At 61.4% G+C, this 25,460-nt stretch carries 19 protein-coding genes and 1 pseudogene; 12 read left to right on the top strand and 8 right to left on the bottom strand.

Translation table 11 applies throughout. The features are described from left to right. Positions 1 to 37: 37 nt before the first annotated feature. Complete coding sequence (locus ACZ3GY_RS02960; RefSeq protein ID WP_465908885.1) at positions 38 to 2,734, top strand: [protein-PII] uridylyltransferase; 2,697 nt, start codon at positions 38 to 40, stop codon at positions 2,732 to 2,734. Between the two features lie 51 nt (positions 2,735 to 2,785). On the opposite strand, the gene ACZ3GY_RS02955 is transcribed toward ACZ3GY_RS02960, so the two are convergent. Both ACZ3GY_RS02955 and ACZ3GY_RS02950 read right to left on the bottom strand, forming a co-directional pair. Next, the gene (locus ACZ3GY_RS02955) at positions 2,786 to 3,550 is read right to left on the bottom strand and encodes a methyl-accepting chemotaxis protein (protein ID WP_465909220.1); all 765 of its coding nucleotides are present in this window, start codon (positions 3,548 to 3,550) and stop codon (positions 2,786 to 2,788) included. Positions 3,551 to 3,640: 90 nt separating this feature from the next. Then, a pseudogene (locus ACZ3GY_RS02950) lies at positions 3,641 to 4,648 on the bottom strand (HAMP domain-containing protein); the annotation flags it as partial. A 231-nt stretch (positions 4,649 to 4,879) separates the two neighbouring features. Between ACZ3GY_RS02950 and dapC the strand changes: the two are divergent. Next, positions 4,880 to 6,076, top strand: coding sequence for a succinyldiaminopimelate transaminase (gene dapC, locus ACZ3GY_RS02945; RefSeq protein ID WP_465908884.1), 1,197 nt, complete (start codon positions 4,880 to 4,882; stop codon positions 6,074 to 6,076). 37 nt (positions 6,077 to 6,113) lie between these two features. On the opposite strand, the gene ACZ3GY_RS02940 is transcribed toward dapC, so the two are convergent. The 3 genes from ACZ3GY_RS02940 to ACZ3GY_RS02930 all read right to left on the bottom strand — a co-directional run bounded on the left by ACZ3GY_RS02940 (position 6,114) and on the right by ACZ3GY_RS02930 (position 11,204). Next, positions 6,114 to 7,058: a methyltransferase gene (locus ACZ3GY_RS02940; RefSeq protein ID WP_465908883.1), complete on the bottom strand. Its 945-nt coding sequence runs from the start codon at positions 7,056 to 7,058 to the stop codon at positions 6,114 to 6,116. 17 nt (positions 7,059 to 7,075) lie between these two features. After that, positions 7,076 to 8,452 carry an iron-containing redox enzyme family protein gene (locus ACZ3GY_RS02935; protein WP_465908882.1) on the bottom strand — a complete coding sequence of 459 codons (1,377 nt, stop codon included), beginning with the start codon at positions 8,450 to 8,452 and terminating at the stop codon, positions 7,076 to 7,078. Between the two features lie 340 nt (positions 8,453 to 8,792). Continuing rightward, positions 8,793 to 11,204 carry a hybrid sensor histidine kinase/response regulator gene (locus tag ACZ3GY_RS02930; protein ID WP_465908880.1) on the bottom strand — a complete coding sequence of 804 codons (2,412 nt, stop codon included), beginning with the start codon at positions 11,202 to 11,204 and terminating at the stop codon, positions 8,793 to 8,795. Positions 11,205 to 11,633: 429 nt separating this feature from the next. Between ACZ3GY_RS02930 and ACZ3GY_RS02925 the strand changes: the two genes are divergently transcribed. The 4 genes from ACZ3GY_RS02925 to ACZ3GY_RS02910 all read left to right on the top strand — a co-directional run bounded on the left by ACZ3GY_RS02925 (position 11,634) and on the right by ACZ3GY_RS02910 (position 15,251). Continuing rightward, on the top strand, positions 11,634 to 12,470 hold the full coding sequence (locus ACZ3GY_RS02925) for a bifunctional hydroxymethylpyrimidine kinase/phosphomethylpyrimidine kinase (protein WP_465908879.1): 837 nt from the start codon (positions 11,634 to 11,636) through the stop codon (positions 12,468 to 12,470). Continuing rightward, positions 12,470 to 13,114 (top strand): thiamine phosphate synthase, encoded by a 645-nt coding sequence (gene thiE / locus ACZ3GY_RS02920; RefSeq protein WP_465908878.1) that lies wholly within the window; start codon positions 12,470 to 12,472, stop codon positions 13,112 to 13,114. Before ACZ3GY_RS02925 ends, thiE begins: the two co-directional genes overlap by 1 nt. Positions 13,115 to 13,136: 22 nt before the next feature. Continuing rightward, on the top strand, positions 13,137 to 14,429 hold the full coding sequence (gene hemL, locus ACZ3GY_RS02915) for a glutamate-1-semialdehyde 2,1-aminomutase (protein ID WP_465908876.1): 1,293 nt from the start codon (positions 13,137 to 13,139) through the stop codon (positions 14,427 to 14,429). A 273-nt stretch (positions 14,430 to 14,702) separates the two neighbouring features. Continuing rightward, positions 14,703 to 15,251 carry a tetratricopeptide repeat protein gene (locus ACZ3GY_RS02910; RefSeq protein ID WP_465908875.1) on the top strand — a complete coding sequence of 183 codons (549 nt, stop codon included), beginning with the start codon at positions 14,703 to 14,705 and terminating at the stop codon, positions 15,249 to 15,251. A gap of 60 nt (positions 15,252 to 15,311) precedes the next feature. Here the strand turns inward: ACZ3GY_RS02910 and ACZ3GY_RS02905 are convergent, their stop codons facing one another. Beyond that, positions 15,312 to 15,635, bottom strand: a complete 324-nt coding sequence (locus tag ACZ3GY_RS02905) for a DUF1820 family protein (protein ID WP_463563847.1) — start codon at positions 15,633 to 15,635, stop codon at positions 15,312 to 15,314. Between the two features lie 224 nt (positions 15,636 to 15,859). On the opposite strand from ACZ3GY_RS02905, the gene miaB reads away from it, so the two are divergent. The 5 genes from miaB to lnt all read left to right on the top strand — a co-directional run bounded on the left by miaB (position 15,860) and on the right by lnt (position 21,221). After that, positions 15,860 to 17,194, top strand: coding sequence for a tRNA (N6-isopentenyl adenosine(37)-C2)-methylthiotransferase MiaB (gene miaB / locus ACZ3GY_RS02900; protein WP_465908874.1), 1,335 nt, complete (start codon positions 15,860 to 15,862; stop codon positions 17,192 to 17,194). Positions 17,195 to 17,311: 117 nt separating this feature from the next. After that, positions 17,312 to 18,331, top strand: coding sequence for a PhoH family protein (locus ACZ3GY_RS02895; protein WP_465908873.1), 1,020 nt, complete (start codon positions 17,312 to 17,314; stop codon positions 18,329 to 18,331). Beyond that, positions 18,328 to 18,786, top strand: a complete 459-nt coding sequence (gene ybeY, locus ACZ3GY_RS02890; protein WP_465908871.1) for an rRNA maturation RNase YbeY — start codon at positions 18,328 to 18,330, stop codon at positions 18,784 to 18,786. The genes ACZ3GY_RS02895 and ybeY overlap by 4 nt, the downstream gene beginning before the upstream one ends. 25 nt (positions 18,787 to 18,811) lie before the next feature. Next, entirely contained in the window at positions 18,812 to 19,648 is an 837-nt protein-coding gene (locus ACZ3GY_RS02885; protein ID WP_225834744.1) for a CorC family transporter, read from the top strand. 55 nt (positions 19,649 to 19,703) lie between these two features. Continuing rightward, positions 19,704 to 21,221, top strand: a complete 1,518-nt coding sequence (gene lnt, locus ACZ3GY_RS02880) for an apolipoprotein N-acyltransferase (RefSeq protein WP_465908870.1) — start codon at positions 19,704 to 19,706, stop codon at positions 21,219 to 21,221. Positions 21,222 to 21,376: 155 nt separating this feature from the next. On the opposite strand, the gene ACZ3GY_RS02875 is transcribed toward lnt, so the two are convergent. Together ACZ3GY_RS02875 and ACZ3GY_RS02870 are read right to left on the bottom strand one after the other, a co-directional pair. Further along, on the bottom strand, positions 21,377 to 22,141 hold the full coding sequence (locus ACZ3GY_RS02875) for a YdcF family protein (protein WP_465908869.1): 765 nt from the start codon (positions 22,139 to 22,141) through the stop codon (positions 21,377 to 21,379). Positions 22,142 to 22,262: 121 nt separating this feature from the next. Next, positions 22,263 to 22,604, bottom strand: a complete 342-nt coding sequence (locus tag ACZ3GY_RS02870; protein WP_465908867.1) for a hypothetical protein — start codon at positions 22,602 to 22,604, stop codon at positions 22,263 to 22,265. Positions 22,605 to 22,783: 179 nt separating this feature from the next. On the opposite strand from ACZ3GY_RS02870, the gene leuS reads away from it, so the two are divergent. Continuing rightward, the gene (gene leuS / locus ACZ3GY_RS02865) at positions 22,784 to 25,390 is read left to right on the top strand and encodes a leucine--tRNA ligase (protein ID WP_465908866.1); all 2,607 of its coding nucleotides are present in this window, start codon (positions 22,784 to 22,786) and stop codon (positions 25,388 to 25,390) included. Positions 25,391 to 25,460: the final 70 nt, after the last annotated feature.

Below are 25,460 nucleotides of genomic sequence, written 5' to 3'. Positions count from 1 at the left end.
CTCGAACCACGCCTATAGATAGAAGGAAGGCCGCCGTATGCCGCAGGTAGACTCCGAGTTGTTCGATCGTGGCCAGTTCCAGGCGGAACTGGCGCTCAAGTCCAGCCCCATCGGCGCCTTCAAGAAAGCCATTCGCCGCGCCCACGACGTGCTCGACGCGCGCTTTCGTAGCGGCCGCGACGTGCGCCGACTGGTCGAGGATCGCGCCTGGTTCACCGACCAGATCCTTCTGGAAGCCTGGAATCGTTTTTCCTGGAGCGCGGATGCCGAAATATCCCTGCTGGCGGTAGGTGGCTATGGTCGTGGCGAGCTACACCCGTATTCGGATATCGACCTGCTGATCCTGCTTGGCAGTGACGATCAGGAAACTTTCCGCGACGCGATCGAAGGCTTCCTCACCCTGCTCTGGGACATCGGCCTGGAAGTTGGCCAAAGCGTGCGCTCGGTCGCCGAGTGCGCCGAAGAATCCCGCGCCGACCTGACAGTCATCACCAACCTGATGGAAAGCCGCACCATTGCCGGTCACGAGCATCTACGTGGGCGCATGCAGGAGGTCACTTCCAGCGCACACATGTGGCCAAGCCAGGAGTTCTTCCTGGCCAAGCGTAATGAGCAGAAAAGCCGACACGCCAAGTACAACGACACCGAGTACAACCTCGAGCCCAACGTCAAAGGCTCGCCTGGCGGGCTGCGCGACATCCAGACCATCCTGTGGATTGCACGCCGACACTTCGGCACGCTCAATCTGCACGCGATGGTTGGTCAGGGTTTCCTGCTGGAAAGCGAATATACCCTGCTGGCCTCCTCCCAGGAGTTTCTCTGGAAGGTGCGTTATGCGCTGCACATGCTGGCAGGGCGCGCCGAAGACCGCCTGTTGTTCGACCATCAGAGCAAGGTGGCCGAACTGCTCGGCTACGACGAGGGCGACACCAAGCGCACCATCGAACGCTTCATGCAGAAGTACTACCGGGTAGTGATGGCCATCGCGGAACTGAGTGACCTGATCAACCAGCACTTCGAAGAAGAAATTCTGCGCGCCGGCGAAAGCGGCCCGGCCACACCGCTGAATAGCCGCTTCCAGGTTCGTGACGGCTATATCGAAGTCACTCACCCGAATGTATTCAAGCGTACGCCGTTCGCCATCATCGAAATATTCGTGCTAATGGCTCAGCACCCTCATCTCAGTGGTGTGTGCGCCGACACCATCCGCCTGCTGCGCGATCACCGCCATCTGATCAACGACGATTTCCGCAAGGATATTCGCAACACCAGCCTGTTCATCGAGCTGTTCAAGTGCGAACAGGGCATCCACCGTAATCTGCGCCGCATGAACCGCTACGGCATTCTCGGCCGCTACTTGCCGGAGTTCGGCCATATCGTCGGGCAGATGCAGCACGACCTGTTTCACATCTACACGGTCGACGCCCACACACTCAACCTGATCAAGCACCTGCGCAAGTTCAAATGGCCGGAGCTAGCGGAAAAATTTCCCCTTGCCAGCAAACTGATCGACAAGCTGCCCAAGCCCGAACTGATCTACCTGGCCGGCCTTTACCACGATATCGGCAAGGGCCGTGGCGGCGACCACTCCGAGCTCGGCGCCATCGATGCCGAAGCGTTCGGCCAGCGTCACCACTTGCCGGCTTGGGATACCGGGCTGATCGTCTGGTTGGTACAGAACCATCTGGCGATGTCGACCACCGCCCAGCGCAAGGATCTGTCCGATCCGCAGGTGATCCACGACTTCGCCGCGTTCGTGGGCGACCAGGTTCACCTGGATTATCTCTACGTGCTCACCGTGGCCGACATCAACGCCACCAACCCAAGCCTGTGGAACTCCTGGCGTGCCAGCCTGATGCGCCAGCTCTACACGGAAACCAAGCGGGCCTTGCGTCGCGGCCTGGAAAATCCAGTGGAGCGCGAAGAGCAGATTCGTCTGACCCAGAACGCGGCGCTGGACACTCTGGTACGCGGTGGAACCGATTCCGATGACGTCGAGCAGCTATGGTCGCAACTGGGCGATGACTACTTCCTGCGTCACACGGCCAGCGATGTGGCCTGGCACACCGATGCGATCCTCCAGCACCCGAGCGACGCCGGCCCGCTGGTGCTGGTCAAGGAGACCACCCAACGCGAGTTCGAGGGCGGCACGCAGATCTTTATCTACGCACCGGATCAACACGATTTCTTCGCCGTGACGGTGGCTGCCATGGCGCAGTTGAACCTGAACATTCACGACGCGCGAATTCTCACCTCGACCAGCCAGTTCACCCTCGACACCTACATCGTGCTGGAAGTGGAAGGTGGCTCCATCGGCGATAATCCGCAGCGCATCAAGCAGATACGTCAGAGCCTGATCGACACTCTGAAGCACCCGGACGAGTACCCCAACATCATTCAGCGCCGCGTACCACGGCAGCTCAAGCACTTCGCTTTTGCACCGCAGGTGACCATCCACAACGACGCCCAGCGGCCAGTCACTGTGCTGGAGCTGACCGCGCCGGATCGCCCCGGCCTGCTGGCCAAAGTCGGACGGATATTCCTGGACTTCGACCTTTCGCTGCAGAACGCCAAGATCGCCACGCTGGGCGAGCGCGTAGAGGACGTGTTCTTTGTCACCGACGCCAATAACCAGCCGCTGTCCGACCCGGAACTGTGCGCACGCTTGCAGCAGACCATCATCACCAAGCTGTCGGCGACGAGTAGCCCAAGCCCACTGCAGATCAGTATCTAACAGGCAAACCGCTAGGGCCTCGCAACGAGGCCCTAGCGGTATTCAGCGCTCTCAAATCCTGAAACTGTCCACCAGTTGCTTGAGGCGCCCGACCTGCTGATCCAGCTCGGTACAGGCGTTGAGGCTGGACTGCAGGTTGCGCACGCCGTCCTGGTTGAGGGTGTTGATCTCGGTAATATCCATGTTCAGGCTTTCGATCACCGAGGTCTGCTCCTCGGTGGCGGTGGCCACGGACTGGTTCATGCCGTCGATCTCGCCGATGCGACGGGTCACGCCACGCAGACTCTCACCGGCCTGCCCACCGATGCGTACGCTGTCATCGCTGAAGCGACGGCTCTCGCCCATGGTCGTCACGGCGTCACGAGCACCGGCCTGCAACTGCTCGATCATCTGCTGGATTTCCTGCGCCGAGCTCTGGGTACGTTGCGCCAGGTTGCGTACTTCATCGGCGACCACGGCGAAACCACGTCCGGCCTCACCGGCACGAGCCGCTTCGATGGCGGCGTTGAGCGCCAGCAGGTTGGTCTGCTCGGAAATCCCCTTGATCACATCGAGAATCTGACCGATATCGCTGCTCTTCTGGCTCAGCACTTCGATATGGCTGCCGGACGCCTGGATCTTGTCCGACAAGTCGCCCATGGAGCCCAGCGTACGCTCGACCATCTTCTGCCCTTCTTCGGCATCACGACGAGCATCGCTGGCCTGTACCGACGCATCAGCGGCGTTGCGAGCGATTTCCTGAGCGGCCGCACCAAGCTCGTTGATCGCCGCGGCAACGCTGTCAGTACGCGCGGCCTGCTCGCTGGAGTTGCCCATGGAGGCATTGGACGCTCCCACCACGGTACTGACTCGGGCATGCACTTCCCGGGTGGTCGAGGCCACTTCACGGATCGACTCGTGGATACGCTCGACGAAGCGGTTGAAGGCACCCGCCAGCTCGCCGAACTCATCGCCGGAGTCGACCTTCAAACGCTGGGTCAGATCACCCTCACCTTCGGCGATACCGCTCATGGCGTGGCTCATTACATGCAGCGGACGCAGCAGAATGCGGATCAGCGCACCAAGCAGCAACAGAATGGCGATGACACCGATGACCGTGGACATCAGCGCCGAAAGCCGGAATTCCTGCAGGGCAGCGAACGCCTTGCTCTCATCGACGGAAAGACCAACGTACCAGCGCACCCCAGCCAAGCCCTGCACCGGCAGGAAGGTGACGATGCGCGCACTGCCATCGACCGCCGCCACATCTTGCAGGCCTGACTCCAGGCGCGGCGCGCCACTGGAAAACAGGTCGGGCAGCTTCTTGAGCACCAGGCTCTTGTCCGGATGCACCAGCACCGTGCCCTTTTCGTCGACCAGAAAGGCGTAGCCCATTCCACCCAGATCGAAGGAATTCAGAATGTCGTCAACCGTCTGCAACTTCAGGTCGCCACCGACCACACCTTGAAGACTGCCGCCCGTACTCACAGGGCGAGTGATGGTGATCAGCAGGCCGTCGCGGGGATCCGCCGCCAGGTAGGGCTCGGTCAAGCCCGGGCCGCTACTGCCCGCAGCGCTCTTGTACCAGGGGCGCTGACGCGGGTCGTAACCGGCAGGCAGCTCGCTGGGGGGAAACTGGGTGTAGGTGCCATCATTCTGGCCGTAATAGGCATACAGAAAGGCCGACGCGATGCTGCGGTGCTGCAGGTTTCTGGCCAGCGGCTCGGCTGCGGTGTCGTCCTGAACCGACTCGGCGAGGTTATCCAACAACTGCATACGCCCGTTGAGCCAGTGCTGAATGTTGCCGGTCGACACCTGACCGACGTCATGAAGGTAATTAGCCAGGTTGTCGCGAATCGAGCTGCGCTGCAGGTAGTCGTTGTACAGCGCGAAAGACGCAAAGGCTGCAATGACCACCAGAGACGCCGCCAGCATGATCTTGTGACTGAACTTGAGGGTGCGCATAGAGGGTCTCGCTGAAAGTAGGGCTGAGTACGGCTTGCAATCAGGCTATCGGCCCAAAACGGTACGCCTTGAGAGGTTCTAGCATCAGGAGTGCGACGTCTACGGACGACTATCGGACGGATAGGCAATTTTCCTGAGGCCACCCTACGTGCTAGTGTCGGCAACTTTGTCGCCGCCCTACAAAGGACACGTCGGATCATCATGAACCACGCCCTCGCCCAGTTGCAGCCCTACCCGTTCGAGAAACTTCGCGCCCTGCTCGCCAGCGTACAGCCCGCCGCCGACCGCTCGCCCATCGCCCTGTCCATCGGTGAGCCGAAGCACCGCTCGCCGGCCTTCGTCGCCCAGGCGCTGACCGACAATCTCGAACAACTGGCCGTCTACCCGACGACGCTGGGCATTGCGCCGCTGCGCGAAGCCATCGCCACGTGGTGCGAGCGGCGCTTCAAGGTGCCGGCCGGCTGGCTCGATCCCGCGCGCCACGTGCTGCCGGTGAACGGCACCCGCGAGGCATTGTTCGCCTTCACCCAGACCGTCGCCCAGCGTGACGTCGACGGTCTGGTGGTCAGCCCCAACCCGTTCTATCAGATCTACGAAGGCGCAGCCCTGCTCGCCGGCACCCAGCCGCATTACCTGCCGTGCCTGGCCGAGTTGGGCTTCAATCCAGATTTCGATGCAGTGGCGCCGGAAGTCTGGCAGCGCTGCCAAATTCTCTTCCTCTGCTCGCCCGGCAACCCGACGGGTGCGCTGATTCCCGTGGGAACGCTTAAGAAGCTGATCGCCCTCGCCGACCAGTACGATTTCGTCATCGCAGCGGACGAGTGCTACAGCGAGCTGTACTTCGACGAGAGCAACCCGCCGGCCGGACTGCTGACCGCCTGTGCCGAACTGGGCCGTAGCGATTTCAAACGCTGCGTGGTGTTTCACAGCCTCTCCAAACGCTCCAACCTGCCTGGCCTGCGCTCGGGATTCGTGGCGGGCGACGCGGAGATTCTCAAGGCCTTCCTGCTGTACCGCACCTACCATGGCTGTGCCATGCCGGTACAAACCCAACTGGCCAGCATCGCCGCCTGGCAGGACGAGGATCACGTACGCGCCAACCGCGACCTGTATCGCGAGAAGTTCGCGGCCGTGTTGGAAATTCTCGATGGCGTGCTCGACGTGCAACGTCCGGATGGCGGCTTCTACCTGTGGGCCAAGACGCCGGGCGACGACGCCGAATTCACCCGTGCACTGTTCGCCCGGGAGCACGTGACCGTGGTACCAGGCTCCTATCTGTCGCGGGACGTCGATGGTTTCAATCCGGGCAGTGGCCGCGTGCGCATGGCGCTGGTGGCACCGCTCGAGGAATGCGTGGAAGCCGCACGGCGTATCCGTCGTTTCATCGAAAAGGCCTAATCTGCGTGGCGCCGCCTCCGGGGCGGCGCTGCTGCCGTCAACTCACCGTGCGGGTAACGGTGAGCACCACTGCAGCGATTCGCTCGACGTCCTCGTAGCCCGGCTTCGAGAGATCTTCACCAAACACGTCCGGGTCGACTTCCTCATAGCGCCAGGCCAGCGAGGAATCCCCCAGCGTACGCTGGATGTAGGCGAGAAACGGGTCCCCGCCAGCGGTCATCGCCACACCGGTATAGAGCAGCAGACTGCCTCCTGACGCCAGTCGGGTCACTGCGGCCTCGACGATAGCCTGCGACAATCCCGCCCCCAGTTCACCACCCCCATCACGATAGGCGCGGCTTTCGCTGTCGAGCATGTAAGGCGGGTTGGCGACGATCAGATCGAATTCGCCCTGCACGTCCCTGAGCAGGTCACTGTGCTGAGCCCTGAGATTGTCGGCACCCGCGAGGGCAGCGTTGATGCGGGTGTAGGTAAGCGCCTGGGGATTGATATCAACGGCCAGCACCTCGGCCGCCGGACGCGCCAGCGCGATGCTTTGCGCACCCGGCCCGGCGCCACAACCGATATCCACCGCACGGCTGATCGTTGCAGTGGACGGCGATCCGAGAAAGGCATCGACCGCCCGCACGAAACGATAGGTATCGGGGCCGAAGAACACCGCATCGGCCTGGGTGGTCGGGTAGCGCGAGTGCACGAACAACTGCTCGCCCAGGCTGGAATAACGCACGGTGCTGCGCAGCTGCTCACCCTCCTCCATTAGCACCCCTGCGGCGCGCATCAATTCAAGCAGATCGGCGCCGACCAGGCCGGGCACGAAGGGGCGGCTCCAGCCGAACACACCAGGCAGATCCTGGGCCAGCGCGTTGCCTGCGCGACCATTGATGCGCTCATGGGTCAGCGGTGTGCCAGTGGTAAATCGGTAGCCTCGCGCGGTGAGCGCCTGGCCGAGTTTCAGTAGTGCCTGCTGTGGTTCGTTAAGCATCGGTGCTCCGACAACGGTTACTGGAGATAGTCATTGAACAGACGTGTGGCCAGCAACCCTGCGGGGGTGAAGTGGCTAGCGGGCGACATCAACTCGATCAACTTTTCCGGCTGCTGGCCAGCCGGCAGTGCACGCAGGGTTGCATGCAGGGCCTGGGTTTCGTCATCCAGACCACCCATTTGCGGGACACCGGGTTGTGCAGCGCTTCGACGGTTACGGCCGCGGCTGCGCGGCGGCGTCCAGTGGCCGGCAATCCAGTCATGCAGCAGTTGTTGTTCGTAAGCATTGAACACGCCGAACATGGCGGCCCGATCGCCTTGCACCAATTGCCAGAAACGGCTGTTTTGCGGGTCTTCGTTACGACGAATCCAGCCACGTCTCTCCAGCGCCTCGAGCAGGCCGTGCACCTGCCCTGGCTGGCTCAACCATTCGTTGACGGTGCGCCCCTCGATTCGGCAATAGTCGGAATGCACCTGCGTGGCGACTTCGCGCTTGCGCTCGAACATGCCCAACAACTGCTCTTCGAGATCGAACGCGGCGATCACTGCGGTGGAGCCGACGCCCAGGTCGTTGAGCCGGTAACCACGCATAACCCGGCGATAGAAGGCTTCGCGGTCACCGACTACCGGCAGATTCTCCAGAACCGCCTGCACTGCCTTTTGCGCATGGCCGGTACTGGCGTTGTCGATAGTCACATGCAACTGGAAGTAATAGGGATCGATCCCCAATTCGGTCAGTTCGTAGCTGGTGATCAGCAGGTGCAAGGGCAGTTGCTCGTAGCCGAGGTTGTAGCCGATCACCTCAGGCAAGTACTCGTCAGCCAGATGACCTAGTGCAAGTTGCTGGGCGCCCTGAAGAAAATGCTCGTCTTCCAGTTCGGCCAGCTCGTCGCAACCGTTCTGGCTGAGTAGCTGCTTGTACAGCACCACATGATTCATGGCAGGAACGCCGTCGCCCAGCTCCTCAAGGTAAGTACGCAGAAGCGGCCGCAGCCTCGGCTCCTGCCAGTGTTTGAGCAACCCATAAAGCCAGGCGCCATCGACCAGTTTGGTGGGCGCCACATGGCGCAGGAAATAAACGGCGTGGGCACGATTGCTGAAATAACGCCTTGGCGCGCCCTGACGACGCTCCTGCAGGTACTGCGCATACGCGTCGGTAGTACGCAATGCGGCATCGCGCATCCAGCCCAGCAGCGCCTCCGGCTGAGCCGGCATGTCGCAAGCCAGCCGCTCACTCTCCTCCAGTTGCGCCTCAAGAAAACCGCGCGCCTGATGCAAAGCGCCATCAGCCAATTGGGGCTGCAACAGTCGTTCGTAGAGGGTGCGAGCAGGATCGGATGGCAGAAAGCTGTAGCTTTCTCGAGGCGTGGTGAAAATCGGCATTAATGTGGTCATGGTCGGAGCCTTGCGTGGGCAGTTCAAAGGCGCTTTCGAAACGGAGGGTTCGAGAGCAGCGCTCAGGTGATTCCATGGGTGGCCGTCTTACCGATTTGCAGGTCTGCTCGACCCGCGAATCAGTCTTGGCCTTATGGAATAAGGAGGAGGCTGCGCGAAAAAAGATTCAACTTGAGGGATAGGCGGTAGCGGCACAGGGCGTCATGGCTACAGCGCAAAACAGTCAATCGCGATGACAGTCAGGTGACCGATCAGCGGACTGGAAACGCAGAGACGAAAAAGCCAGGCGGCGTGCAGCCGGCCTGGCTAATGGGTGGTAATACGCCATGCGGCACCAGGCTCAGGCAGAGCGGCATAGCACCCAGTCATGCAGCAGCACACGCAACTCGTCGAACTTAACCGGCTTGGCCAGATAATCGCTCATACCGGCTGCCAAACAGCGCTCGCGGTCGCCGGACTGACTATGGGCAGTGATCGCCAGCACGGGCAGTTCGGCACAACCGGGCAATAGACGTAGCGCCCGGCAGGTAGCGAAACCATCCATCACCGGCATCTGGCAGTCGAGCAGCATCGCGTCAACCGACTCGCGCTGCAGGCACTCCAGGGCTTCGCTGCCGTTGTCGGCGGTGCGCACACGGTAACCGAGCTTGAGCAACATGCCACGAATCACTAATTGGTTGATGGCATTGTCCTCGACCACCAGCACCGTGCATTGCTCTGGTGTGCGCACGGCGCTGCCACTGGCGCGGCGCACCACTGGCTCGCTACCGCCCTTGTGCACCGGCAAGGCAAGCGTCAGATCCAGACGAAAGATGCTACCGCCCGCACCAGCACGATTGGGCTCATACGCCAGGCTACCGCCGAGCAAATCGACCAGTTGCCTGCAGATGCTCAGGCCGATACCAAGGCCGCCGTATTGGCGAGTCATCGAGGTGTCGAGCTGATGGAAGCGGCGGTACAGATCCGTTTCGCGGACATTCTCCAAGCCTATCCCGGCGTCGATCACCTCGAAGCTCAGTGGCAAGCTCTCGAGCGTCGCCTCGCCATTACCATGTACACGTAGGCGAACTTTGCCAGCCGCCGTGAACTTGATGGCATTATCCAGCAGATAGCCAAGCCCTTGCGCCAGCTTTACCGCATCGCCTTCCACGGTATCGGGCAGGTGCTCATCCAGGTCGAGAGCGAAGGCCAAACCCTTGTCACGGGCGCGACTTTCGTAATTGGCGCACACCCCATCGAGCATGCCACGCAAGCTGAACGTCTCGCGCCGTGGATAGAGCCTGCCAGATTGCAACTCGGTGAGCGCGAGGATGTCGCTGACCATCTGCATCATGTCCCGCGCCGAACGCGTCGCGGTCTTCTGGTATTGCTCGACTTCCGGTTCCAGGCGCAGGGTCTGCATCAACTCAAGGGAGCCAATAACGCCGTTCATCGGCGTACGCAACTCATGGGTCACTGTGGCCAGGAAGTCGTCCTTGAGGCGATTACTGTCGGCCAGCTCGTGGTTCAGCGCTTCCAGCTTGGCCGTGGCACTCTGCAAAATGCGCGCACGCTCCTCCTTCATTGCGTTGATACGGTCGGCCAGCGCCAACGATAACAAGGCGACTTCGATCGCACTGCCGATCTGGCTGGCGTACATGGTCAGGAACATATTAGGCAGGTAACCCAGCACCATCAGCGTGTTGACTACGCCACCGAGCAGAAAGGCCGTCCAGGCGATGATGAAGTAACGCGCCACCCGCATGCCGCGTAGCCAGGCCAACACCCCGGCGACGGACACCACCAAGGTGAACACCAGCGCCAGAACCGTGGCCAGACGCAGTGACACGGCATAGCTGGCAGTCAACGCCAACACCATCACCGCCGCGCCCCAGAGCATCAACAGCAACAGGCAGCGGTCGATCCAAGGACTGTGTTCGCAGGTCTGCAGGAAGCTGCGCGCGAACTGGCAGCCGAACAGTGCCGTGGCGCCAATCAGGAATGGAGTAGCAACATTCGCCCACCAGGGATTGTCGGGCCAGAAGAACTCGATACCTGCACCATTGACTGACACCTGATACAACCCGAACGAGGCGATATAGAGGATGTAATAGAGGTAACTGGTATCGCGGACGCTGATAAAGATGAACAGGTTGTAGATCAGCATCACCAGCAGCACACCGTAGATGATGCCCAGCATGTAGATGCGCGCTGGCTGCTCTTCCAGATAGGCGGTGGGCGACCAGAGGGTTAGCGGCGCCTGGATCGAGCCCTGGCTTTCAATACGCAGATAGACGCGCCGCACCTGATCCGGCTTGAAGTCGAGGGGGAACAGGTAGTTGTTCTGGCGAATTTCCCGACTGGAGAACGGCAGCGCATCGCCAGTACGTTGCGTCAGGTGGAAGCGGCCATCAGCACCCACCTCGTAAAGTTCCAGGCGATCCAGCGGCGGATAAGCCAGCTCCAGCAGCCAGTGCTGATGGTGGCGAGCGGATACGGAGCCGTCCTGGGGCAAGTAATGCAGATCGAGCCGCAACCAGAACGCGGATCGGGAATAACCCGCGTTCAGCACCGATTTATCGTGGTCACGAAAGCTGCCTTGCAGGGCGCTGGAGGTAACGTCGTCGATGGTCTTGTCGCCACGCACGTCCTCGAACACGGACATCATCTGGCCAAGCGGCAAGACACGTGTGTTCTCGTCGAACACGGCCGGCCGCGCAGCACTCGCCAATACCGGGCAAACTGCCAGAAGAATGATCAGAAAAAAACGCATGCAGCCCCGCTAATGGCTGTGTCGAGCAGTACCGTAAGGCCCCACGCCCTCTTGATGATACTGGCTTGCACGGCTCGAAATAGGAATGCCGGCAACTCTAGAGTCTGCCAGCGCTTTATCGCAAGCGCTACGGCGACGAAAAATCGGGGAGTACATTGTGCAGGTAAGCGCAGTAGAGCCCCGGCGGCGACCTCCGCCAGGCATTCGATGGGTAGCACACCAGTATGCGTGTAAATCCAACATAGGATGCCGGAGCATCGATAGCACTGGCCTCTCACCTGAGCGGCGAGACTATCCAGCCTCACCGTAACTCATTAAATGTTAAGCTCGCGCCCCACGAAAACGCCGCCAGCTAACCGCTGCGGCGAACCCCGATCAACCAGGTACTGCAGTTGCCGCCGTACCCGTCAACCGGAACCCGTGACACAGATGATCGACTTCGGCCTCCCTGATTACGCGCGCAGCACCGCCCGCCTCGCCCCCTCGCGCCCAGTGGTACTGTGCCTCTCCGGTCACGATCCGAGCGGCGGCGCTGGCCTGCAGGCCGATATCGAAGCGCTGCTGGCCCAGGGTTGCCACGCGGCTCCTGCGGTGACCGCACTGACCGTGCAGGACACCGTCGACGTCAGCGACTTTCGCGTACTCGACCGCGACTGGGTGCTCGCTCAGGCCCATGCGGTGATCGCCGACATGCCGGTAGCGGCGGTCAAGCTGGGTATGCTCGGCTCGGTTGAGATGGTCGAAACCGTACTGATGATCATGGACAAACTGCCCGGTGTGCCGTTGGTCTGCGACCCGGTACTGCGTGCCGGCGGTGGCGGCGCCCTGGGCAAGGACGAAGTTGGTTTCGCCATGCGCGAGCGTCTGTTCGCGGTATCCACCATCGCCACGCCCAACCTGCCGGAAGCACGCATCCTTGCCGGACTGCCAGACGGCACGGCTGACGAATGTGCGGACAAGCTGCTGCCGCACATCCGCCACCTGCTGATCACCGGCGGCCATGGCGACGAAAGCGATGTGGTGCATAATCGCCTGTACCTGCGCGATGGCAGCCAGCACACCTTTACCTGCCCACGGCTGCCCGGCAGCTACCACGGTTCCGGCTGCACCTTGGCCAGCACCCTCGCTGGCCGAATAGCTTTGGGACAAGACCTTATCAGCGCAGTCGAAACCGCCCTGGATTACACCTGGCGTACCCTGCGCGACGCCGAGCAACCGGGCCGCGGCCAGTTCATCCCTCGCCGCCTGCCGCTGGATCTCTCCTGATGCCCGCCCACCGCGCCAAGCTAAGGGGTCTGTACGCGATCACCGATAGCCAACTGCTCGCTGGCGGCAAGCTGCTGCCCTATGTCGAGGCGGCCCTGGCTGGCGGTGCACGCGTGCTGCAATACCGCGACAAGTTCGATGATGAAGCCCGCCGCTTGCGCGAGGCCGAGGCCCTGCGTGGTCTCTGCGAACGCTACGGCGCGGCGCTGATCATCAATGACGACGCCGAGCTGGCCGCCCGATTGGGTGTCGGCCTGCACCTGGGCCAGGAAGATGGTTCGCTGGCCGTGGCCCGCGCCCTGCTCGGACGCAAGGCGGTCATCGGCGGCACCTGCCACGCGCGCCTGGATCTGGCTGAACATGCTGCCCGCGAAGGCGCCAGCTACGTGGCCTTCGGGCGCTTCTTCAATTCCCACACAAAACCCGGCGCACCAGCGGCCACGCTCGACCTGCTGGCCAGCGCCAAGGCACGCGTGCAGTTGCCGATCGTCGCCATCGGTGGCATCGACCTGCATAACGCCGCCCCCTTGATCGAAAGGGGCGCCAGCATGATCGCGGTGATCCACGCCCTGTTCGCCGCCGATTCCGCTGCCGAAGTGGAGCGCCGCGCGCATGCCTTCAGCGCCCTGTTCCAATCGGCCTAATTCATTTCCAAGAGGCTCTACCATGTCACGCTCCGAAATCCTCTTCGCCAACGCCCAGAAACACATCCCCGGTGGCGTCAACTCGCCGGTTCGCGCCTTCAAGAGCGTTGGCGGCACGCCGCTGTTCTTCAAGCATGCAGAAGGCGCCTACGTGACGGATGAGGACGACAAGCGCTATGTCGATTACGTGGGTTCCTGGGGCCCGATGATTCTTGGCCACAGCCACCCCGAAGTGATCGACGCGGTGCGCCGCCAGCTTGAACACGGCCTGTCCTACGGTGCGCCAACCGCTATGGAAACCGAAATGGCCGACCTGGTCTGCGCGCTGGTGCCATCCATGGAAATGGTGCGCATGGTCAGCTCCGGAACCGAAGCGACAATGAGCGCCATTCGTCTGGCCCGTGGTTACACCGGCCGTGACAGCATCATCAAGTTCGAAGGCTGCTACCACGGCCACTCCGATAGCCTGCTGGTCAAAGCCGGCTCCGGCGCTTTGACCCAGGGCGTGCCGAACTCGGCGGGCGTGCCGGCGGCTTTCGCCAAGCACACCCTGACCCTGCCTTTCAACGACATCGACGCGGTCGCCGAGATGCTCACCAAGGTCGGCACTGAAGTCGCGTGCATCATCGTCGAGCCGGTCGCCGGCAACATGAATTGCGTACCGCCAGCGCCTGGTTTCCTCGAAGGCTTGCGCAGCCTCTGCGACCAACACGGCGTAGTACTGATTTTCGATGAAGTGATGACTGGCTTCCGCGTCGCCCTCGGTGGCGCCCAGGCGCACTACGGTGTAACACCGGATCTGTCGACCTTTGGCAAGATCATCGGTGGCGGTATGCCGGTTGGCTGCTTCGGCGGCAAGCGCGCGATCATGGAGCGCATCGCGCCGCTCGGCCCGGTCTACCAGGCCGGTACGTTGTCGGGCAACCCGCTGGCCATGGCCGCCGGCCTGACTACCCTGAAATTGATCAGCCGGCCAGGCTTCCATGCCGAACTGGGCGACTACACCAGCAAGTTGCTGCAGGGCCTGCAGCTGCGCGCCGATGCGGCCGGCATTCCCTTCGTCACCACCCAGGCGGGCGGCATGTTCGGGCTGTATTTCAGCGGCGCCGACGACATCGTCACCTTCGACGACGTGATGGCCAGCGATGCAGAGCGCTTCAAGCGCTTCTTCCACCTGATGCTGGAAGGCGGCGTGTACCTGGCACCGAGCGCGTTCGAGGCAGGCTTCACTTCTATCGCCCACGGCGAAAGCGAGCTGAAGCTGACTCTTGACGCAGCAGAGCGCGCCTTCACCGCTCTCAAACAGGCGCAATAACCCACCACTATGCGGAGCAGATGCTTATCAGCGCGCATAATGCTGCAACCTGTAAAACAGCGGCTGATCACCTGGTAAGGCGTACCAGCATGCGGGCTTGAGCCATGTCATGGCGTGATTTGCGGGCAATAACCACGCAATCGCGCCACGACGGGGCAGAAAATCCGGCAAACACTTTGTAAGAACGGTGCGGCTTATTTCATAATGTGATGGCGGACGCATTTGTCTTGCCAGGAACCCACCCTGTCAGCACCTCGAGGTATTCGGATCTTCATGAAGCGCACCGGCCGCACCCTGTCTCTGGGCTGCCTGTTGCTCCTGCTGCCATTGCTTGCACTGGCGGACGGAAACTCATTGCTGATTCCGGCAACTGGCAGTTGCTCGCTGAGCGTCGCGCCTGAAGACCTGCCCGATGCATTACAGGCCTGCCAGCAGAGCGCCGAAGGCGGCGATGCCCAGGCGCAGTACGAGCTTGGCGAGTTTTATTACGACGGCAGGGCTACCGAGCGCGACCTTCCCCAGGCACTCAGCTGGTTCGAGCGCGCGTCCCTGCAGGGCCATGCGCAGGCGCAATATCACCTGGGCATGATGTTTTTCCGTGGCGAGGGTGTGGCCGCGAACAACGTGCAAGCCTATATCGTGCTGAAGATGGCGGCAGTCAACGGCTCCGACGAGGCCATGGACAGCGCCGACGAAGTCTCGCTGCAGATGCCAAGAGCCGAGTTGGAAGTCGCCACACAGGTGCTGGGGCAGATCTTCCGCAACTACCTGCAGGAACTGCAGGCCGCCGACGGCCTCTCGCCTTTCGCACCACTGAAGTAAGTCACCTCAGCCAGGCGGCTATCAAAACCGACTTGTTGCCGGCAACCTGCACTCTGTAGCTTATTTGTCAGGCATCGGCATGGGGAACGGCATGATATTGCCGCCGCCCTTGGCCTCGCTGATCTTCGGCGTACCCAGGCGTTCGACTTCATCGATGCGCACGATCGAATGCATCGGCACGAAGCTACGCACCACGCCATCGAACTGGGCCTTGAGCTTTTCTTCGCTAGGATCGACGACCACTTGGGTGCGCTCGCCAAAGACGAATTCCTCGATTTCCAGAAACCCCCACAGATCACTTTGAAAGATCTGCTTGGCGTACATTTCGAACACCTGGCCCTGGTTGAGGAAAATCACCTTGTAGATCGGTTCACGCTTGGTCATGGGTAGCTATTGGCTGGCAGTCAATAAGAGGGCGCGAATCTTAGCACGCCTACTGGGCACGAGGTCGCCTCCTCTTGTCCATAGCTTGTGGCCTCGGTCGGCCAAGGCCCTTATACTGCGCGGTCATATTTATGGCCTCCGCTGTTGGCGGCCATCCTGTGGATCGTCGCTGACGCGACGTTAAAAATTCTTCGCACTATTTTTCAATCACGCCAGGCAGTGCCATGACCAAGAAGCTCTATATCGAAACCCACGGTTGCCAGATGAACGAGTACGACAGCTCGCGCATGGTCGACCTGCTGGGCGAGCATCAGGCCCTGGAAGTGACCGAGCGTGCGGAAGACGCCGACATCATCCTGCTCAATACCTGCTCGATCCGCGAAAGAGCCCAGGACAAGGTGTTCTCTCAGCTGGGCCGCTGGCGTGAGTTGAAGCTGGAGAACCCGGATCTGGTGATAGGCGTCGGTGGCTGCGTGGCCAGCCAGGAAGGTGCGGCGATTCGTGATCGCGCACCCTATGTCGATGTGGTCTTTGGCCCGCAGACCCTGCATCGCCTACCAGAGATGATCGATGCGGCACGCAACACCAAGATCGCCCAAGTGGATGTTTCCTTCCCCGAGATCGAGAAGTTCGACCGCCTGCCTGAGCCTCGCGTCGACGGCCCCAGCGCGCTCGTGTCCGTGATGGAAGGCTGCAGCAAGTACTGCACATTCTGCGTGGTGCCTTACACCCGCGGCGAGGAAGTCAGCCGCCCGCTGGACGATGTGCTGACCGAAATCATCCATCTGGCCGAAAACGGCGTGCGTGAACTGACCCTCCTGGGGCAAAACGTCAACGGCTACCGTGGCGCCACGCGCGAAGGCGGCATCGCCGATTTCGCCGAACTGCTGTACCTGGTCGCGGCGGTCGATGGCATCGACCGCATTCGCTACCTCACCAGCCACCCGCTGGAATTCTCCGACGCACTGATCAAGGCCCACGCCGAGATCCCGGAATTGGTGAAATTCCTCCATCTGCCGGTGCAATCGGGCTCCGACCGCATTCTCGCGGCGATGAAGCGCAACCACACCGCACTGGAATACAAGTCGCGTATCCGCAAGCTCAGGGCTGCAGTGCCGGACATCGTCATCAGTTCGGACTTCATCATCGGTTTCCCCGGCGAAACCGAGAAGGACTTCGAGCAGACCATGAAGCTGGTGGAGGATGTCGGTTTCGACTTCTCCTACTCCTTCCTCTACAGCTCGCGCCCTGGCACGCCGGCGGCCGATCTGGTCGACAACACCTCAGAAGAAGTGAAAAAGCAGCGCCTGCAAATCCTGCAGAACCGGCTCAACCAGCAAGGCTTCGAGAACAGCCGACGCATGGTCGGCAGCGTGCAGCGCATTCTGGTCAACGACTTCTCGAAAAAGGATCCCGGCAAGCTGCAGGGCCGTACCGAGAACAACCGTTACGTCAACTTCCCATGTGACAACCCGCAGCTGATCGGCCAGTTCGTCGATGTGCATATCGACGAGGCGATGCCGCATTCTCTACGCGGCACCCTGATCGAGCGCCACTGAGCCCAGCACCGGTCGAGGCACGCTCTGGGAGCGCAGTCGTCGGCCGTGCTTTCCCCCGGCGACGGCTAGCGCTATTCTCTGCCTTCAACTCAGCCGACTGGCGGCCAAAATACAACTTTGAATACATCCATAGAACCTCATCGTTTCACCCTCGAACCCTTTGAAGCCAAGCGCTTCGCCAATCTCAGCGGGCAATTCGACGAGCATCTGCGCCTGATCGAATCGCGTCTGGGTATCGAGGTTCGTAACCGCGGCAATCAGTTCGAGCTGCTCGGCGAGCCAAAGCAGACCACTTCTGCCGAGCACCTGATCCGTCGTTTGTATCGCGAAGCCGAGAGCGCCGAGCTGTCGCCGGACATGGTGCACCTGTTCCTGCAGGAATCGGGCATCGAGGAGTTGAACAACCCCAGCGCCCACACCAACATCGCCTTGCGCACCCGCAAGGGCATGATTCGGCCGCGTGGTGCCAACCAGCAGCTTTACGTTAAAGCGATCCTCGACCACGACATCAACTTCGGCATCGGCCCAGCCGGTACCGGCAAGACCTACCTGGCTGTTGCCTGTGCTGTCGATGCGCTGGAACGTGAGCAGATCCGCCATATTCTGCTGGTGCGCCCGGCGGTCGAGGCCGGTGAGAAGCTGGGCTTCCTGCCCGGCGATCTGTCGCAGAAGATCGACCCTTACCTGCGCCCGCTGTACGACGCGCTCTACGAGATGCTGGGCGTCGAACAGGTCGCCAAACTGATCGAGAAGCAGGTGATCGAAGTCGCGCCGCTGGCTTACATGCGCGGCCGTACACTGAGTAATAGCTTCATCATTCTCGATGAGAGCCAGAACACCACGATGGAACAGATGAAGATGTTCCTGACCCGCATCGGCTTCGGCTCTACGGCGGTAATCACCGGTGATATTACCCAGGTTGACCTGCCGCGCGGCACCAAAAGTGGCCTGACTCACGTGCTGGAGGTGCTCAATGGCGTACCTGGCATCAGCTTCACCCACTTCAAGCCCAAGGACGTCGTGCGTCACCCGTTGGTGCAGCGCATCGTCGAGGCTTACGAGCGCTTCGAAGCCGATCACAAGCCCTTCGACCGCCGGCCGGCGGACAACGACCCGGGTGCCAGGTCAGACACATGATCGAGCTGGATCTGCAGGTCGCCAGTAACGGCGACCAGTTGCCCGTGCCAAGCGCTTTTCAAGCCTGGTGTGAGCTGGCCCTGCGCCAGCGCACGGCAGACTCGGAACTGACTATCCGCCTGGTCGACGAGGCCGAAGGCCGCGAGCTCAACCACACCTGGCGAAACAAGGACTACGCCACCAACGTACTGTCCTTTCCCGCCGATGTGCCTGACGAGTTGCTGGATATCCCGCTGCTCGGCGACCTGGTGATCTGCGTACCAGTGGTCGAGCGCGAAGCCATCGAACAAGGCAAGACACTGGAAGCGCATTGGGCGCATCTGGTGATACACGGCTGCCTGCACTTGCTCGGCTACGACCACATCGATGATGAGGAAGCCGAGGAAATGGAAGCGCTGGAACGATTATTGCTCGCCGAGCTGGGTCATCCCGACCCGTATGCCGGCGACGAATAGAAGCAAGGATCCCGAGTAAACCCCCATGAGCGAAGACCGATCGAGCAACGAGCAGAAGTCCTGGTTGAATAAACTGACCCAGGCTTTTGCTCATGAGCCGAAGAACCGCCAGGAACTGCTGGAAGTTCTGCGCGATGCGCACCAGAACAAACTGCTCGACAGCGAGGCCCTGGCCATCGTCGAAGGCGCCATCCAGGTCGCGGATCTGCAGGTTCGCGACATCATGGTGCCGCGCTCCCAGGTGGTCACCATCAAGGCCAGCCAGTCTCCCAAAGAATTCCTCCCGGTGATCATCGAAGCGGCGCACTCACGCTATCCGGTGATTGGCGAAACCCTCGATGACGTGCTCGGCATCCTCCTCGCCAAGGATCTGCTGCCGCTGCTGCTAGCCGACCAGCCCGACTTCAACATCCGCGACATGCTGCGCCCGGCGACTTTCGTACCAGAGTCCAAGCGCCTCAACGTGCTGCTGCGCGAGTTCCGCGCCAATCACAACCACATGGCCGTGGTGATCGACGAATACGGTGGCGTCGCCGGCCTGGTGACCATCGAAGACGTGCTCGAGCAGATCGTCGGCGACATCGAAGACGAGCATGACGTCGAGGAAGACAGCTACGTCAAACCGCTGCCCAGCGGCGACTTCCTGGTCAAGGCGCTGACGCCTATCGACCACTTCAACGAAGCCTTCACCACCGACTTCTCCGACGACGAGTTCGACACCGTCGGCGGCCTGGTGATGAGCGCCTTCGGCCACCTGCCCAAGCGTAACGAAGTGACGGTGATCGGCGAGTTCCGCTTCCGCGTACTGAATGCCGACAGCCGCCGCGTGCATCTGCTGCGTCTAACGCCGCTGGCCCGCTGACGCATTGTAGCGCCCTGTAAACAGGGCGCCTCTCACTCCCCTCACGAGCATCCCGATGAATCGACTGTTCCGCTCCGGCTGGCCCGGCAATCTGGTCGCCCTCCTCGCAGGCGCACTTACCACCCTTGCCCTGGCGCCTTACGGCATCTGGCCGTTGGTGCTGCTGTCGATCGCCTTGCTCTACCGCGGACTACGCGACCTGACACCGCGCCAGGCCGCGTGGCGCGGCTGGTGGTACGGTTTCGGCCTATTCGCCTCCGGCACCAGCTGGGTGTACGTGAGCATTCACGACTACGGTGCAGCCTCACCGCCTCTGGCAGCGTTCCTGACCCTGGGTTTCGTTGCCGGCCTCGGTCTTTTCTTTGCTCTGTTGGGCTGGCTGTGGGCGCTAGTGCTGCGCCGCAATGCATCGCCGGTAACGGACGCCCTGACGTTCGCTGCCTTGTGGGTCGTCCAGGAAGCTTTTCGTGGCTGGTTCCTCACCGGTTTCCCGTGGCTCTACGCCGGTTACAGCCAGCTCGACGGCCCGCTGGCTGGCCTCGCGCCAGTGGGCGGTGTGTGGCTGTTGTCCTTTGCGCTGGCGCTGAGCGCAGCGCTGCTGGTCAACCTGACGCGGCTCTATCGGCATAAGCCGCAACTGGCTGCAGCACTGGGCCTGTTGATCGCGACCTGGCTGAGCGGCACGCTGCTCAAGGGTCACGCCTGGACCGCGCCGGCAGGCGAGCCGCTCAGCGTTGTGGCCATTCAGGGCAACGTGGAACAGAACCTCAAGTGGGATCCGGCACAGCTCAATGCGCAACTCGCGCTGTACCGCGACATGAGTTTCAGCAGTAAACCGACCGATTTGCTGATCTGGCCGGAAACCGCAGTGCCGGTGCTCAAGGAACAAGCCGTTGGCTATCTCAGCGTGATGGATCGTTTCGCCAGCGACCGCCAGAGTGCACTGATTACCGGCGTGCCGATCCGTCAGCCCAACGAGCGTGGCGAACAGCGTTACTACAATGGCGTTAGCGTGCTCGGCCAGGGTAGCGGCGATTACCTCAAACAGCGGCTGGTACCTTTCGGTGAATACGTACCGCTACAGGAAGTGCTGCGCGGCCTGATCGCCTTCTTCGACCTGCCGATGTCCGATTTCGCCCGCGGCGCGGCCGATCAACCGCTGCTGGAAGCCAAAGGGCATCGCATCGCGACATTCATCTGCTACGAAGTGGTCTACCCCGAGTTCGCCGCCAACCTCTCCGCGCAGAGCGATCTGCTGCTAACGGTGAGCAACGACACCTGGTTCGGCACCTCGATCGGCCCCTTACAACACCTGCAGATGGCCCAGATGCGCGCCCTGGAGGCCGGCCGCTGGATGATTCGTGCCACTAACAATGGCGTGACCGTGCTGATCGACCCCTTCGGCCGCATCACCGAGCGCCTGCCGCAGTTCGAGCAAGGCACCCTTTACGGTGAAGTGCAGCCCATGCAGCACCTGACGCCATACCTGCAATGGCGCTCTTGGCCACTGATCATCCTGTGTACCCTGCTGTTGGGCTGGGCTTTGGCCCGACGCCGCAAGGGTGTGGCGTAACGGCTCAACGACGGCCATAAGGCGAAAGCGGACGTTCGATTTGGTGGGCTGAAGCCCAACCTACAGCCGCGCATCTTGGGTAAGGTGGGCTTCAGCCCACCAATTGGCGCACCACAACGAACGGCCGCTTCCGCCACATCTGTGCCAGTACCGGCTTAACGCCCATAGACCAGTGGGTAGGCAAGGGAACCGATCACTTCATTGAGCAGCAAGGTGCTTTGCCAGAAAGCCTTGCCCTCTGGCAGCCAACCGCCTAGCGGGCGGTCATTGGGCACGCCGATAAACCCCACCGGCGCTGCCACCACATCAAAGCCTGCCTGCTCGAAACTCCAGCGCGAGCGGGGCATATGCCAGGCCTGCGTCACCAGCACCACACGGCGAATACCTTCGGGCTGTAGCATGGAGGCGCTTTCTAGCGCGTTTTCCCAGGTCGTACGGCTGCGTTCTTCGCGCCAGCGCACTTCGACGCCGAAATCCACACTCATCACGTCAGCCATTAGCGCCGCCTCACTCGGCGGCCGACCGAAATGCAGCCCACCGGTGGTCAGCACCGGTAAGCCGGAAGTCTTGGCCAGACGCGCCGCATAGCGGGTACGCTCCAACGCTATGGCACTGGGCTGATCACCGTCCCACGCTGGGTCTGCAGACTCCCGCCCGCCACCCAAGACGATGATAGCGTCCGCACGTTGCGCCAATTGAGCCCACTGCTGCGCAAGCAAAGCAGGCTCACGCTCGATCAGTCGCGCCGTCCACTCCACCGTCACCGGTAGGCTCATCAAGCACAACCCACCCAACCCGATAGCGAAACAGCCTGCCGCCAGTCGCGGAAAGCGCCGCCGCAGAAACCAGGCGAGCATGAGCAGCAGCAGGAGAATGCCGGGCGGCATGAAGAATTGCTTGAGCATGTAGCGAAACGGCATCGAGCACCTCCACAAAAGGGTCGAAGCCTAGAGTTTGTTCTCGTTTCAGCGCAAGCCGAGGCGCCTTTGAATGTGATGAAGGCAGCCAGACGAAATCTACGAACAGGCAATTACCGGTACGTTACGCATCGCGTAAAAGCACAGCAGGGGCATGCCAGTACTGCCCACAATAGAAGAGCGACTGACGCTTGAACGGTGGTCGAATAGGCTCAGAAAACACGGCGGCAGATGAATATTGCTGAACAGCCGTGGCATGCCAATCTTTCAGCCAGTCGTGATCATTGGCAAGGTAGGCGGTGATCAGTGCCAGTTCGGCAGTGGACAACCCACGTACCTCCATTTCAGCGGGCGGTTCTGCGGATAAATGTGCCAGGCTGCTGGCTTCATCAAGTGCTGAAGTCAGCCGTTCCAGCAAACGCCCGTAGGGATCAGCCTCGTCGTCGACACCTGTTAAATGCTCCATCGCACACCTCCGGGCAGCACGCCCTGCAACTGAGCTTAGCGCTCGCCCCAAAGAGAGCCGGGCACCGCGACAAACGGCTACGTACACGCCCAGCAGAGCAATCAACGTTTCCCACCGTCAAGGGGGGTCATGTATGCTACGGCGTTTCCCGAAAGCCCCTTTCCCTAGCGCAAGTAGCCATGCACGAACAGTATCAGCCACGCGAAATCGAAGCCGCCGCGCAATCCCACTGGGACTCGCAGAAATCCTTTGTAGTGAGCGAGCAGCCCGGCAAGGACACGTTCTATTGCCTGTCAATGTTCCCCTACCCGAGCGGCAAGCTGCACATGGGCCATGTGCGCAACTACACCATCGGTGACGTGATCGCGCGCTACCAACGCATGCAGGGCAAGAACGTGTTGCAGCCCATGGGATGGGATGCTTTCGGCATGCCGGCGGAAAACGCCGCCATGAAAAACAACGTGGCCCCTGCCAAGTGGACGTACGAAAACATCGCCTACATGAAGACCCAGCTGCGCAGCCTGGGCTTGGCGGTGGATTGGTCACGCGAAATCACCACCTGCAAGCCGGATTACTACCGCTGGGAACAATGGCTGTTCACTCGCCTGTTCGAGAAAGGCGTGATCTACCGCAAGAACGGCACAGTCAACTGGGATCCGGTCGACCAGACCGTACTGGCCAACGAGCAGGTCATCGACGGCCGCGGCTGGCGCTCCGGCGCGGTGATCGAGAAGCGCGAAATCCCTATGTACTACTTCAAGATCACCGCCTACGCGGATGAGCTCTTGAGCAGTCTGGATGAACTGGATGGCTGGCCGGAACAGGTCAAGACCATGCAGCGCAACTGGATCGGCAAATCCCGTGGCATGGAAGTGCAGTTCCCCTACGACGTCGGCTCCATCGGCGCAGCGGGTGTACTGAAAGTCTTCACCACCCGCCCCGACACCCTGATGGGCGCGACCTATGTCGCGGTGGCCGCCGAACACCCGCTGGCGACCCAGGCCGCACAGCACAACCCTGAGCTGCAGGCATTCATTGCCGAATGCAAAGCAGGCAGCGTGGCGGAAGCCGACGTCGCCACCCAGGAAAAGCGTGGCATGCCCACGCCACTGTTCGTCGAACACCCTCTGACCGGCGAGAAACTGCCAGTGTGGGTCGCCAACTACGTGCTGATGCACTACGGCGACGGCGCGGTCATGGCCGTGCCCGCTCACGACGAGCGTGATTTTGAATTCGCCATCAAGTACCAGTTGCCGATCAAGGCCGTGGTTCGTACCAGTGCCGGTGACGAAACACCTGCACCGTGGCAAGCCGCGTACAACGAGCATGGCCAACTGATCAATTCCGGCGAGTTCGACGGCCTGGACTTCGAAGGTGCCTTCGACGCCATCGAAGTCGCCCTGCTGAAGAAGCAACTCGGCGCCTCGCGCACTCAGTTCCGCCTGCGCGACTGGGGCATCAGCCGCCAGCGCTACTGGGGCTGCCCGATTCCGATCATCCACTGCGACGCCTGTGGCGACGTACCTGTGCCGGAAGATCAACTGCCGGTCGTGCTGCCCGAGGACGTAGTACCCGATGGCGCTGGCTCGCCGCTGGCGCGCATGCCCGAGTTCTACGAATGCAACTGCCCGAAATGCGGTGCCCCGGCCAAGCGTGAAACCGACACCATGGACACCTTCGTCGAGTCCTCGTGGTACTACGCTCGCTACGCTTCGCCGCATTATGAAGGCGGCCTGGTAGACAAATCCGCGGCCGACCACTGGTTGCCAGTCGATCAGTACATCGGCGGGATCGAACATGCCATCCTGCACCTGCTCTACGCGCGCTTCTTCCACAAGCTGATGCGTGACGAAGGCCTGGTGTCGTCGAATGAACCCTTCAAGAACTTGCTGACTCAGGGCATGGTGGTCGCCGACACCTATTACCGTCGCGAAGCCAATGGTGGTTTTACCTGGTTCAACCCGGCCGATGTCGAGCTTGAGCGTGACAGCAAGGCCAAGGTCATCAGCGCCAAGCTGAAATCCGATGGTCTGCCGGTGGAAATCGGTGGCACCGAGAAAATGGCCAAATCGAAGAACAACGGCGTCGACCCACAGTCGATGATCGACCAGTTCGGCGCGGACACGTGCCGCCTGTTCATGATGTTCGCATCCCCACCCGACATGAGCTGCGAATGGTCAGACGCCGGCGTTGAAGGCGCGAACCGTTTCCTGCGCCGCGTCTGGCGCCTGGCTCAGGGCCACGTCAGCAAAGGGCTGCCGGGCGTACTGGATGTCGCCAAACTTGACGACAGCAGCAAGGAAGTCCGCCGTGCCATTCACCTGGCAATCAAGCAGGCGAGCCAGGATATCGGCCAGCACAACAAATTCAACACGGCCATCGCTCAGGTGATGACCCTGATGAACGTGCTGGAGAAAGCCCCACAGGACAATGATCAACAACGCGCTCTGCTGCAGGAAGGCCTGGAAACCGTCGCCCTGCTGCTCGCCCCGATCACCCCGCACATCAGTCACGAACTGTGGCAAGAGCTGGGTCACGAGGAAGCGATCATCGATGCCACATGGCCAATCGTGGACGAAACGGCCCTGGTGCAGGACAGCCTGCAGTTGGTGATTCAGGTCAACGGAAAATTGCGCGGCCAGATCGACGTGCCGGCCGACGCCAGCCGCGAAGCGGTGGAAGCGGCTGCACGCAGCAACGAAAATGTACAACGCTTCACCGAAGGGCTGACGATCCGCAAGGTCATCGTGGTGCCTGGCAAGCTGGTCAACATCGTCGCCAACTGAGGCGACAACTGAGGTGTCGGCATGCTGCCGGCACCGGGTCAACGTATCGGCAACGCAGGCACCCGTGCCT

The organism is Pseudomonas sp. PME37.24/006, assembly GCF_055556635.1.
Note: the sequence above shows the minus strand (reverse complement) of the source record. Positions and strands in the feature narration are given on the sequence as shown.